This is a genomic window from Vibrio antiquarius (assembly GCF_000024825.1).
GTDB lineage: Bacteria > Pseudomonadota > Gammaproteobacteria > Enterobacterales > Vibrionaceae > Vibrio > Vibrio diabolicus.
In genome coordinates, this window is sequence record NC_013456.1 from 655,451 (window position 1) to 668,430 (window position 12,980).

General features: G+C 46.4%; 11 protein-coding genes. 3 read left to right on the forward strand and 8 right to left on the reverse strand.

Annotated features, from left to right (window positions below; genetic code table 11):
* Positions 1 to 288: 288 nt before the first annotated feature.
* Entirely contained in the window at positions 289 to 2,034 is a 1,746-nt protein-coding gene (locus tag VEA_RS03120) for a potassium/proton antiporter (protein WP_006742992.1), read from the forward strand.
* A 2-nt stretch (positions 2,035 to 2,036) separates the two neighbouring features.
* On the opposite strand, the gene VEA_RS03125 is transcribed toward VEA_RS03120, so the two are convergent.
* The 4 genes from VEA_RS03125 to aspA all read right to left on the reverse strand — a co-directional run bounded on the left by VEA_RS03125 (position 2,037) and on the right by aspA (position 7,768).
* On the reverse strand, positions 2,037 to 2,666 hold the full coding sequence (locus tag VEA_RS03125; RefSeq protein ID WP_005397542.1) for a response regulator: 630 nt from the start codon (positions 2,664 to 2,666) through the stop codon (positions 2,037 to 2,039).
* 194 nt (positions 2,667 to 2,860) lie between these two features.
* A complete protein-coding gene (locus VEA_RS03130; RefSeq protein ID WP_006742991.1) occupies positions 2,861 to 4,672 on the reverse strand; it encodes a protein-disulfide reductase DsbD in 1,812 nt (603 codons plus the stop codon).
* Positions 4,673 to 4,833: 161 nt separating this feature from the next.
* On the reverse strand, positions 4,834 to 6,141 hold the full coding sequence (locus VEA_RS03135) for an anaerobic C4-dicarboxylate transporter (RefSeq protein WP_005382378.1): 1,308 nt from the start codon (positions 6,139 to 6,141) through the stop codon (positions 4,834 to 4,836).
* A 175-nt stretch (positions 6,142 to 6,316) separates the two neighbouring features.
* A complete protein-coding gene (gene aspA, locus VEA_RS03140; RefSeq protein ID WP_005397540.1) occupies positions 6,317 to 7,768 on the reverse strand; it encodes an aspartate ammonia-lyase in 1,452 nt (483 codons plus the stop codon).
* 430 nt (positions 7,769 to 8,198) lie between these two features.
* Between aspA and VEA_RS03145 the strand changes: the two genes are divergently transcribed.
* On the forward strand, positions 8,199 to 8,717 hold the full coding sequence (locus VEA_RS03145; RefSeq protein WP_005397539.1) for an FxsA family protein: 519 nt from the start codon (positions 8,199 to 8,201) through the stop codon (positions 8,715 to 8,717).
* Between the two features lie 69 nt (positions 8,718 to 8,786).
* On the opposite strand, the gene trmL is transcribed toward VEA_RS03145, so the two are convergent.
* The 4 genes from trmL to VEA_RS03165 form a co-directional block, all read right to left on the reverse strand.
* On the reverse strand, positions 8,787 to 9,266 hold the full coding sequence (gene trmL, locus VEA_RS03150) for a tRNA (uridine(34)/cytosine(34)/5-carboxymethylaminomethyluridine(34)-2'-O)-methyltransferase TrmL (protein ID WP_005382381.1): 480 nt from the start codon (positions 9,264 to 9,266) through the stop codon (positions 8,787 to 8,789).
* A gap of 136 nt (positions 9,267 to 9,402) precedes the next feature.
* Complete coding sequence (locus VEA_RS03155) at positions 9,403 to 10,011, reverse strand: superoxide dismutase (protein WP_005397537.1); 609 nt, start codon at positions 10,009 to 10,011, stop codon at positions 9,403 to 9,405.
* A gap of 157 nt (positions 10,012 to 10,168) precedes the next feature.
* Positions 10,169 to 11,563 (reverse strand): envelope stress sensor histidine kinase CpxA, encoded by a 1,395-nt coding sequence (gene cpxA, locus VEA_RS03160; protein WP_006742990.1) that lies wholly within the window; start codon positions 11,561 to 11,563, stop codon positions 10,169 to 10,171.
* A complete protein-coding gene (locus VEA_RS03165; RefSeq protein ID WP_005397534.1) occupies positions 11,563 to 12,252 on the reverse strand; it encodes a response regulator in 690 nt (229 codons plus the stop codon). Before VEA_RS03165 ends, cpxA begins: the two co-directional genes overlap by 1 nt.
* A gap of 190 nt (positions 12,253 to 12,442) precedes the next feature.
* Between VEA_RS03165 and VEA_RS03170 the strand changes: the two genes are divergently transcribed.
* Entirely contained in the window at positions 12,443 to 12,955 is a 513-nt protein-coding gene (locus tag VEA_RS03170) for a CpxP family protein (RefSeq protein ID WP_005397532.1), read from the forward strand.
* Positions 12,956 to 12,980 lie beyond the last annotated feature (25 nt).

Below are 12,980 nucleotides of genomic sequence, written 5' to 3' on the forward strand. Positions count from 1 at the left end.
ATTTTTTCTTCATTGATTTTAGCGATCCTCAACAGAAACATTCTGCGTTCTTCTTTTTATCAATCAGCGAAAAAATTGGCGTGAAAAATTCACAAGTAATTTATTTACATAAAGTTTTCGTACCAAATCACCGTTTTAGCGCACAATAAAGTAATATAACTGAGTCATTCTCGTACAACCTCGCGCTTTGGGACGGTTTAAGGAGGAGGCAGATTAAGGCATTAACTTATTAACGAAGTCGCCTTAGCTCATCACAAGCATATCGTTTTTCATTAAGGGAGGGTGAGAATGGACGCAGACACCATTAACAGTTTTTTTCTTATAGGTGCATTGTTAATCGCACTTAGCGTTCTTTTAAGCCCAGTTTCCTCTAAGTTGGGAATCCCAATTCTTTTGGTATTTTTAGCCGTTGGAATGCTGGCGGGGGAAGACGGTTTAGGCGGTATTTTATTTGATAATTTTTCGATCGCTTACTTGGTCAGTAACCTCGCATTAGCCATCATTTTGCTCGATGGTGGTATGAGAACACGGGTTGCCAGCTTTAGGGTGGCGTTATGGCCTTCGGTGTCTTTAGCAACATTTGGCGTTGCGATCACCACTATTTTGACCGGGCTGATGGCAACGTGGTTATTCGACTTAGACTTGCTGCAAGGTATATTAGTTGGTGCGATTGTCGGTTCTACAGATGCTGCCGCGGTTTTTTCTCTACTCAAAGGTCGTAGTCTTAACGAACGTGTTGGCTCAACGCTGGAAATTGAATCCGGCACCAATGATCCTATGGCGGTGTTTCTGACTGTTACTCTGATTGCTATTTTAGCGAACCCAGATGCAGATTTGAGTGTGGGCTTTTTGGCGCTCAGTTTTCTTAAGCAGTTTGGTATTGGCGCTTTACTCGGTTTTGCTGGTGGCTGGATTTTGTGGAAGGTCATCAATCGTAATCAACTGCCGGATGGCTTATATTCGATTTTAACCGTCAGTGGTGGCTTGCTGATTTTCGCTTTATCTAATGCATTAGGTGGCAGTGGTATTCTGTCAATTTATCTGGTTGGTTTACTGCTAGGTAATCGTCCAACACGCAGCCGCCATTCCATTCTTCATGTTCTAGATGGCATGACGTGGCTAGCTCAAATCGGTATGTTCCTCGTGCTTGGTTTATTGGTTACGCCTTCCAACTTGCTCTCTATTGCTTTGCCTGGTTTAGCGCTGGCCTTTGGGATGATTTTATTTGCCCGTCCAATCTCGGTTTGGATCGGTTTACTGCCATTCAAGAGTTTCACACCACGTGAAAAGTGGTTTGTTTCTTGGGTGGGCTTGCGCGGTGCTGTCCCAATCATTCTGGCGGTATTTCCAATGATGGCAGGATTGCCAGATGCGCAGTTGTACTTCAATTTGGCGTTTTTCGTGGTAATGGTCTCTTTGATTGTGCAAGGTGGCACATTGACTAAAGCGATGTCTCTGGCGAAGGTAGAGCTGCCTTCTAAACCTGAGCCAATTTCACGCACTGGTGTGGAGATTTACCCGACCAGTGAGTGGGAGCTGTTTATCTATAAGCTTAAAGCGGATAAATGGTGTATTGGTGAACCATTGCGTAGTCTTTCGATGCCGGATGGAACGCGCATCGCCGCAGTATTTCGCAATAAGGCGTTATTGCATCCGTCAGGCAGCACGCGCCTCGAAGAAGACGATACCTTGTGTGTGTTGGCACAAGAAAAGGATTTGGATGCCCTGAGCTTGCTATTTAGTGAAGCGCCTGAGAAAGCGTCATTGGCACGATTCTTTGGTGATTTCTTCCTAGATATTGAAGTGAACCTTGCCGATATCGCGATGATGTATGGCTTGAACTTGGGCGATGAGTCACTCGATAAAAGCTTAAGACACCTTGTAGAAGAACAACTGGGGACTACACCAGTGTTAGGGGACCAATTCGAGTGGCAAGGCTTGCAATGGATCATTGCCGATGTCGTTGACCAACAAGTCACCAAAGTAGGTATCCGTTTGCCAAGCGAGCAAAGCCTGCTCGCTGACGAGGAGTGAACCTAGTCGTTCATCTCCGTTAGCATGATGACGGCTTGTGTGCGGTTTTTTACGCCGAGCTTGCGGAAAATCGCCGTCATATGCGCTTTGATGGTGGCTTCTGAAACATTCAATTCGTAGGCGATTTGTTTGTTCAGTAAGCCATCAGACAACATCCCCAACACCTTATATTGCTGTGGCGTTAGCGCGGCAATCTTCTCCGCTAAGTCATTACATGCCGCGTTATTGGTGATCAGCCCTTCAGGAAAATACGGGTCGCCATTGAGCACTTGATTGAGCGCATTCACCAGTTCGCGCATGTCGCTCGATTTAGGAATAAAACCAAACGCACCATGGCTTTTCACTTGTGTCACGATCGCTGGCTCTTCACTAGCCGAGACGACGACGATTGGTAAGTCTGGGTGTTCTGCTCGCAAGTGAATCAAGCCAGACATACCATTTGCTCCTGGCATTTTGAGATCCAATAGCACCAAATCTGGCTCTTCTTCTCGCTCTAACAAAGCCAGTAGTGCGTCGAGTGAGTCCGCTTCCAGCAAATTTGCCCCACTGATTGCCATGTGGATAGATTGAAACAAGGCATTACGGAAGAGTGGGTGATCATCTGCAATGATGATGGTGTAGGTCGAATCCATGACGTTAAACACTTTTGACTATTTCGTTAAATTTATTATTGTCCAGCTTTGAGAGAGTGGACAATATTTATTCGCTAAAAGTCTGAACCAAATCGACTTTTATTAGGAAAATTGCATATAAGCGCAATTTTCTCATTCAAATCTGGGTAATAAAAAACGCCAGTGGTCATCACTGGCGTTTGAATATCTGATGATCAGAATTGTTGGATGTGCTCTAAGAAAGGCTCGGCTTGCATAAAACCGGTTAAACGCGCGTTTGAAACGTGTTTGCCATTCGCATCCCAGAACTCGATGGTTGGCAAGCCAAGCACGTTCATGTGTTTGAGTAATTCAATATCTTGCACTTGGTTCTTGGTTACATCAGCTTGCAGAAGAACAAAGTCTTTTAGCTTGGCTTCGACGCTTGGATCATGGAAGGTGTACTTCTCAAACTCTTTACACGCCACACACCAGTCAGCGTAGAAGTCGAGCATCACAGGTTTGCCAGCTGCTTTGGCTAGCGCTAGTTGTTCTTCCAACTCTGCAACATTGGCAATGCGTGTAAAGCTTACGGAAGTTTGTTGAGCTTGCGTTGCGTTATTACTAAACCAGTAATTTAATACTGGCTGTGCTGACGCGAGCAAACCCAATACGGCGATGATGCCAACGGCGCTTTGTTTCCAGCCACCAAACTCCAAGCTGTTTTTCACATGATACAGCCAACCAAAGGCAGCGATGCCCAGTGTTGACCACAGAATTGTTGACCACATTTCTGGCATGATGCGTTCCAATAAGAAGATAGGCGCAGCAAGCAGAATAAAGCCGAACAGCGTTTTCACGCGGTCCATCCAACCGCCGGCTTTTGGTAGCAACTTGTTGCCAAATACCGCCACAAGGATCAACGGAATCCCCATGCCCATCGCCAGCGCGTAAAGGGCGACCCCACCAGTGAGTAAGTCGCCACTTTGTGCGACGTAAAGCAGCGCACCAGAGAGTGGGGCGGTAGTACACGGAGAGCAAACCAAGCCAGATATTGCCCCCATAGCAAACACGCCAGCACTGCTACCACTTTGCTGCTTGTTACTTAAGTTATTCAGCCACGTTTGCACGCTGCTTGGTAACTGCAATGAGTACAGACCAAACATCGACATAGCTAATGCGATGAACAGTACACTCAAACCAATCAGCACATACGGATGTTGCATTGCCGCTTGGAACTGCATACCCGCAGACGCCACTACAAGGCCGAGCAGCGTGTAAGTCAGTGCCATGCCTTGTACGTAAACAAAGGACAAACCAAGCGCACGACGTTGGCTCAGCTTGCCACTGCCAAGCACGATGCTGGTCAAAATTGGGTACATCGGCAGCACACAAGGGGTAAATGCTAGACCCACACCAAGTGCCAAAAACAACAACGGCGTCCACCACTTGTCGGCTAGACTCGCGGCTAAGCTATCTTGCTCACTGACTGGTACTGAAGTGGTGGTTGATTTTGTTGTTGGCTGTGCTTGTTCTGTCGCTGGTGCCTTGGCAGTCGGTGCTACGGTGTCGGAATTGGATGAAGAAAACGCGCTGATTGGAATCTCACGTGTTTCTGGTGGGTAACAGAAGCCCGCTTTCGCACAGCCTTGATATTGCACAAGGACGCGCGCGCCCTCTTGCCAATTACTCAGTGGGATATTGACAAATAGTGGTGTGGTATAGATATGCACATCACCAAAGAATTCATCTTTATGTGGCGTGCCGTTTTCCATTTGCAGTTCGCCCAGTGAGATGTTCTCACCAGACACAGATAAACGCTCTTGATACAGGTAATAACCATCGCGTACCTGCCAATCGAGCATCAATTTGTCGTCTTGCTGGTAGAAATTAAACGGAAATGCCTGATCGACCGGAACAAAGCTGTCGCTGCTGCTACCAAAACTGTTGTTCTGGCTATTGGTAAACTGGTCTTTGCCAAATAAAGCTAAAGACGGAGTGGAAAAGGTAATGAGCCCTAAGAGTAAAACGGAAAGTAATGCGCGCATAAAAGAGTCAATTCATCTTAGATAATTGCCGTTAGTGTAACTCAATCAGACCCGGAGGCGAGTCAATAAGTTTCATGAAAATGAAGATTTATTGAGCATAGATCAAGACAACAGGCAATAAAAAAGGGAGCCGAAGCTCCCCGAGTAAGACTCTGTTTCTACTAGATCAGTAGACCACCGAATGCGAAGCCAAGTGCTACTGCAGAAGCGATGGTTACCACACCAGGTACAAAGAATGGGTGGTTGAATACGTACTTACCGATACGAGTTGAACCCGTGTCGTCCATCTCAACCGCTGCTAGAAGCGTTGGGTAAGTTGGCAGTACGAATAGCGCACTTACTGCTGCGAAAGATGCAACTGCGGTAAGTGGTGCCACACCGATTGCTAGTGCTGCTGGCATCAGCGCAACCGTGGTTGCACCTTGCGAGTAAAGCAGCATTGAAGCGAAGAATAGAACAAGTGCTAGCATCCATGGGTAGTCTGCTAGTAGCGCACCAGCCACTTCTTTGATGCCGTCAACGTGCGCGTTAACGAAGGTAGAACCTAGCCATGCCACACCAAGAACACACACACATGCTGTCATACCAGAGCGGAATGTTGCTGCTGCTGGGATTTTGCCAGCGTCGATTTTACAGCTCATTACGATAGCCGCTGCGGCTGCTAGCATTACCGTCATGATAGCTTCGTTACGACCTAGAGCAGGGTTCTCGATAAGGCCAACAGAGCCAGAAATTGCTGCTGCGTAACACACTACGAATGCGATTGCGCCTAGGAAGATGAACGTCGCTTTCTTCGCTGTTGGTAGGATTTCGCGTTTTGCTTCTGTATTTAGCTTGATTAAGCCTTTTTCTAGACGCTCTTGGTATTCAGCATCGTCTTTTAGCTCACAGCCCATGAAGTTCGCCACGAACGCACCGATCATGCACGCGATGAACGTCGTTGGGATACAGATTGCTAGTAGTGTTAGGTAGTCAACGCCAAATGGGTGCAGCATTGCCGCAAACGCTACAACAGCCGCTGAGATTGGTGATGCGGTGATAGCGATTTGCGATGCGACAACCGCAATAGACAGAGGACGAGAAGGGCGCACACCTTGACCTTTCGCGACTTCTGCAATTACTGGCAAAGTAGAGAATGCCGTGTGGCCAGTACCCGCCATTAATGTCATTAGGTAAGTTACGATAGGCGCATAAAAGGTGATGCGCTCAGGATGCTTGCGCAAAAAGTTTTCAGCAACTTGCACCATCCAGTCTAAACCACCAGCCACTTGCATTGCTGCGATGGCCGTGATGACCGACATGATGATTAAAATTACGTCAACGGGAATGTAAGCTTGGCTTGTTGGTACGCCCAAGATCAAAGACAACGCAATGACCCCAGCACCACCGGCAAAACCAATGCCGATACCGCCGATTCTAGCCCCCAAATAGATGAAGAGCAGAACCACGAAGAGTTCGACCATGACCATATTGATACCTCTTTAGTTTTTATTTGATTCTGATTTTTTGAACACTCAGGAACAGGAGTAAATGCTCAGAGAATTAGAACCCAGTGGCCTAATGGCAATAAAAGCATATAAAAAATGTGGTTAACCGTATGAGAGCCTAAAAAAGGGGCCTGAGTGGCCCCCTTCGAATTAGTTATTACTCGTAGCGTTTCGCTTTGTAAGTTGGATGCATGAAGTTTTCTACTGACAAGATTTCATCAAGCTCTTCTGCGGTTAGCAGACCGCGCTCTAGCACAACTTCGCGAACACTCTTACCGGTTTCCGCACAAATCTTACCTACGATGTCACCTTCGTGGTGGCCGATGTATGGGTTTAGGTAAGTGACGATACCGATTGAGTTGTAAACGTAGTTTTCACAAGTCTCTTTATTGACTGTGATGCCGTCGATACATTTATCACGTAGGTTCACACACGCATTGTGTAGTAGAGAGATAGACTCAAACATGCTTTGTGCGATAACTGGTTCCATTACGTTTAGCTGTAGCTGACCGCCTTCTGCTGCGAAAGAAACCGTGTTGTCGTTACCTAGAACTTTAAAGCAAACTTGGTTTACTACTTCTGGGATAACTGGGTTTACTTTTGCTGGCATGATTGAAGAACCTGCTTGCATTTCAGGTAGGTTCAATTCATTTAGACCTGCGCGAGGGCCAGAAGAAAGTAGACGAAGGTCGTTGCAGATCTTCGATAGTTTTACCGCTAGACGTTTTAGTGCACTGTGCGTCATTACGTATGCGCCACAGTCAGAAGTCGCTTCGATAAGGTCTTCTGCCGCAACAACGTCAAGACCTGTTACTTCCGCTAGGTGTTTTACTGCAAGCGCTTGGTAGCCAGTCGGTGTATTTAGACCTGTACCGATTGCGGTTGCGCCTAGGTTGATTTCTAGGAGTAGTTTAGAGGTGTAATCTAGAGCACGAATCTCTTCGTTTAGTGTTACTGCCCAAGCGTGGAACTCTTGACCTACAGTCATCGGTACCGCGTCTTGTAGCTGAGTACGACCCATTTTCAGTACATCTTTAAACTCAATTGCTTTAAGTTCGAATGCGCCTTTTAGGTACTCAATTGCTTCCATTAGTTTGTGTACGCTGTTGTAAACCGCGATACGGAAACCCGTTGGATACGCACAGTTGGTTGATTGGCTCTTGTTTACGTGGTCATTTGGGTTGACAAATTCGTATTGACCTTTCTCTTTACCCATTAGCTCAAGCGCAACGTTTGCGATCACTTCGTTTGTGTTCATGTTCACGGAAGTGCCCGCACCACCTTGGAATACGTCTGATGGGAACTGATCCATGCACTTGCCAGTTTCTAGGATCAAATCACACGCTTCGATGATGTAGTTTGCAACGTCTTTTGGAATCGCACCAAGTTCTTTGTTTGCCAACGCCGCTGCTTTTTTGGTCATTACCATACCGCGTACAAATTCTGGTACGTCAGAGATGGTCATATTAGAGATGTTGAAGTTCTCGATCGCACGTAGCGTATGAATACCGTAGTACGCATCTGCAGGGACATGACGTTGACCTAATAGATCTTCTTCAATACGAGTGGCTGGGTTTGCTGTTTTTGGAGCATCAGATAGGGTAGCCATAGCAGGATCCTTAGATGATAATTCTGATAATAAAGTTATTTATTAGCCATTTCTGCAATCTAGAATCCATTCATCAGAATTTTTGGCTGGAAAATCCGTCCTGACTTATGTGGCACATGATACTGCACCTAGCGCATAAAAATAGTAACTAGATCACCTTTTTCGTTTTTCATGAGTCAATAATTTGCAAAGTATGAACGGGTTATTAATAACCCTTTATGGGTACTCGATTTTCCTCGACAAACATGGGTTTTTAGAGTTCGAAATTAGCACTTTAAAAGCACGAAAAAATCGGTATGCAATTGAATGAAACACTCCACTACCACTTTTTCTGAGTAGGAAGAGACCAGTATGAACACGCTTTTTTACAACGATTCGTTTGAGCTTAGTCCGCTTTTACCATTACACTGAATTAAACAAAGGAGGGCGTGTGTTTCCTATCTTATTATTGGCGTTTATTTTTGTCCCGATCATTGAAATCGGCTTATTTATTCAGGTGGGCGGCTTTTTAGGTTTGTGGCCGACTATCGCATTAGTATTAATCACGGCATTTGTCGGTGCATCGTTGGTGCGCAGCCAAGGCATCCAAACTCTGATGTCTGTGCAGGGGCGTCTGGAACAAGGTGAAATTCCAGCCCAGCAAATTTTTGAAGGAGTAATGCTAGCGGTGGCTGGCGTGCTGCTGTTAACACCGGGCTTTATGACCGATGCTCTTGGTATGCTGGTGTTGCTTCCTGCGCCACGCGCCGCGATTGCCAAATACTTGATGAGTAAAATGGTGGTGAAAACCATGCATGGTGGTGGCTTCCAAGGTGGTTTCTCTAACCAAGGGCCATTTGAGCAAGACCCGTTCCGCCGTGACCCATTTGATTCCCAGTCAGACGATGGCAATACCTTTGAAGGGGAATACGAGCGTAAAGATGATGATGATCGCAACAAGCTCAACTGATTGAGTCAGAGAGTAAAGAAAACAAAAGGGCGTACGAGCGCCCTTTTTTGTGTCTGAAAATCGTGGTGCTTACAACGCGCCTTCAAACCCCATTTGACGCCATGCTTCAAAAGCAATGATCGCAACGGCGTTCGAAAGGTTTAGGCTGCGCGCATCTGGCATCATTGGAATGCGGATACGCTGCTCCATTGGCAAGCTATCGATGATTTCAGCAGGCAAGCCACGAGTTTCTGGACCAAACATCAATACGTCACCTGCTTGGTATTGTGCATCAACGTGGTGACCGGTGGTTTTGGTGGTGCAGGCAAACAATCGGTAGTTACCTTGTTTCTCTTTCTCTAAATATTCTAAGAATGCTTGATAGTTCTTATGACGCGTTACGCGAGCTAAATCATGGTAATCCAAACCAGCGCGGCGGACTTTCTTCTCTTCAAGATCGAAACCCAGAGGTTCAATTAAGTGAAGGTTTGCACCGCAGTTGGCACAAAGTCGAATGATGTTGCCGGTGTTCGGCGCGATTTCTGGTTCGTATAAAGCGATATCAAACATGGTATTGAAATAGAGTTAGTCAAATAGAGGGGCAGTATATACCCAAGTCAGCAAGATATGCGAGATTCAGCAAGATTGACCTGGGTATGAAAGCAGGCATTAGCGCGGACGCTAATACCGTAACTATCGATGCTCTTTATAATAGAGCGTGAGCGTAATTTTCTTCAACCGCTCGCCAATTAACGACGTTCCACCATGCATCAATGTATTCTGGGCGACGGTTTTGGTAGCTGATGTAATACGCATGCTCCCACACGTCTAATGCGAGGATTGGTTCACCGCGTACATCTACTACGTCCATCAGAGGGTTATCTTGATTGCTGGTGGACGTAATGTGAATCTCACCATCTTTTACGATCAGCCATGCAAAGCCAGACCCAAAAGTATTAATCGCGGCTTGGGCAAACGCTTCTTTAAATTGCGCAAAGCTACCAAATTTGTCGTTAATTGCCTGAGCAAGTGCGCCTTGAGGCTCACCGCCACCGTTTGGAGACATGCAATTCCAATAAATGATGTGGTTGTAGTAGCCGCCGCCATTATTACGCACTGCAGGGCTGAGCTTAGAGATATTGTCAAAGATCTCGTCTAGCGACTGAGTTTCGAGCTCGCTCCCTTCAACGGCACTTACGAACTTATCGAAATAAGTCTTGTGATGTTTGCTGTAATGCACTTCCATCGTTTTCGCGTCGATGTAAGGCTCTAGTGAATCGTACGGGTAAGGCAGAGCGGGAAATGTATGTGACATAGTAAATCCTCCTTAATTGGAAAATTCACTTTAATGCTAACGATAATTATTATCAACTTTGATCTTTGTAAGGGTATTCGAAGGCGTTCCCACCCAATTTCTAAAGTGAAGATGAAGCCGTGAATCTCTCACTCTAGAAATAGGGTGTGGCTTGAAGTTAACGATTGATAGGTAAGGTGATACTCATGCGCAATCCGCCTAACGGACTTCGACTGGCGACGATCGTTCCACTGTGCTGGCGGATGGCACTTTCGGTAATGGTTAGGCCGAGACCCGTGCCGCCGGAGTGGCGATCGCGGGCAGTCGAAACGCGATAAAACGGGCGAAAAATCGCGGCTAATTCTTCTTCTGGAACGCCCTCGCCATTGTCATCAACCGTGATATGCAGCGTATCCTCATCGGCCTTGATGTCGATTTGCACCTCATCTTTCCCGTAATAGATGGCGTTACGAACGATGTTTTCCACCGCACTCATCAGCAGTTTAGGATTGCCGGAGATACTTCGTTTTGGCAGTTCAGAATAGTGTAGGTGCTTGCCCATTTGCTCAGCTTCAAACTGCGCATCTTTAATGATCTCTTCCCACAGACTTTCCAGTGGCTGCGTTTCGCGAGTCATATGGCTGTTCGCCTGCATGCGAGACAGTTCAAGCAATTCGCTGATCATCTGTTCCAAGCGCTGCGCTTCGGTATCGATACGAGTCAGTTCTGGGCTTTCACCCTGCTTACGCGTCGCTAATGCGCTCGCCATGCGTAGGCGAGTTAAAGGTGAGCGTAACTCGTGAGAGATGTCGGATAGCAGGCGTTGCTGTCCTGAAATCATCTGATTGACCGCCTCGACCATCTGGTTGAAGCTGCTGCCAGCTTGACGAAACTCTGCCGTGCCTTTTTCTAAATTTGGGTCTGTGACAAATTCGCCTTTCGCGACACGTTGAGCGGCGGCTTCAAGACGACGCGCTGGCTGACTCAATGCCCAAGCAAGCCATAACAGCAAGGGTGTACTAACCAGCATGACCGCGAGCAACAGCTGGAATGGGTGATCAAACAGACGCAAGAGTAGTGGTGGTGGCTCATTCCACTTGAAGCCCACATACATCAAGATATCGGAGCCAGCCAAAGTAATTGGGGTTGGACCTGCAATCATGTATCGACCATACAGTTTCTGCTTTGGCTGGTTGTAATCTTCGATACTGGTGACAAAGTTTTGCATGGCACGCAATTGGAAGTTACTGCGTTTTTCTGTCGTGAGGACATTGCCGCTGTAGTCAGAAAAAAACACCCTCGGACGAGGGTCATGCTTACCGTGACGGTTGCCCTCGATACGAAATAGTATTCGTCCTAAATCAGTTTGCTGGCTGTATTTTTGTTGGATTGCGTCACGCGTTTCTACCATACGTTTATAGTGCTCTTCTGGAATGTCGCGAGCTTTGCGAGGGTCCAAATGTGGCAGTGATAGCACGGCTATCAACACCAATAACATAGTGAACCAAAAAATGGCAAAGATGCGTCCATACAAGCTATTGATGTTTGGCAGTTTGATGCGTGATAGGCGCATTAATCCTCCTCAAGCAGCATATAGCCACGACCACGCAGGGTTTTGATTCGCGGCTTGCCATTGCTCTGATCTGGTAATTTTTTACGTAAGTTCGAAACATGCATATCGATCGCGCGATCAAAAGCAGCGAGTCGTTTACCAAGCACATCTAGGCTCAATGTTTCTTTAGTTAGCACTTGTCCTGGGTTTTGCACAAAGTGGGTCAACAGAGCAAACTCGGTTGCTGTGAGATCGAGCAACTGTTGATCGCAGTATGCTTCTTGTTTACCTGGGTAAAGACGGAGCTCTTGATACTCAATGCAATCGCTGTTTTTGGTGTTTTTCTGTGTGCTGCTGGTACGGCGTAAGATCGCACGGATACGAGCTAACAGTTCACGGTCACTAAAAGGTTTCGGTAAATAATCATCCGCGCCTAGCTCTAAACCGATCACGCGGTCAATTTCTTCCCCTTTAGCGGTCAGCATCAAGACAGGGGTTTCCCAGTTTTCACGCAAGCGTTTAAGGGTTTCCATGCCATTTAGCTTCGGCATCATGACATCCAACAAAATCAAATCAATCTTATCATTTACCGCAGCTAAGCCTGCTTCGCCATCATTTGCTTCGCTGACGTCAAATCCTTCGAAACTGAGTACTTCTTTTAATAAGCTGGTTAGCTCGATATCGTCATCAATTAAAAGAATGTTTGCCATGGGGGCACCTATAGTAAGTTACCGATAGATTAATATTACATTGGAATGATGTGCTGCGAAGAGGGTAAAAATCACTCTTTACGATTCTTTACGCTCCCTATACGTCGCTTTACCTAGTGGGTCGTATTCTATACTCAAGCGCTGTGAGAACAGCTCAGAAGAATCACTCACCTGTGTAAGGAATCAAATTATGAAATCTGCAAAAAAACTTGTGTTAGCTGCTGTTGTTCTACCTCTTACTCTCGGCGCAGCAAGCGCATTCGCTTACGGTGGTAAAAACCATCATCAAGGCCCGCGTGATGAATGTGGCATGGGAATGGACCGTGGCATTATGCGTGATTTGAATTTGACGGATGCTCAAAAAGATCAGCTTAAGTCTTTCCGTGAAGCAAACCGCGCACAGATGAAAGGCAAATATTCTGAAAATCGCGAAGCCCGTATGGCTGAGCGACAAGCACACCACGCAAAAATGCAGTCACTCTTACTAGCGGATAGTTTTGATGAAGCGCAAGCGACCGCATTAGCAAAAGAAATGGTTGAACGCCAAACTGAGCACCGTGTGCAAATGCTAGAAAGAAAGCACCAAATGCTGAGCGTATTAACGCCAGAACAAAAAGCAGAGTTTGTGAAGTTGCAAAATGAACGCATGCAAGAGTGTGGCGACAGAATGCATAAGCGCATGGAAAAATACCGCAATAATTAAGTCATGAGTTGATGTTATATAAAGA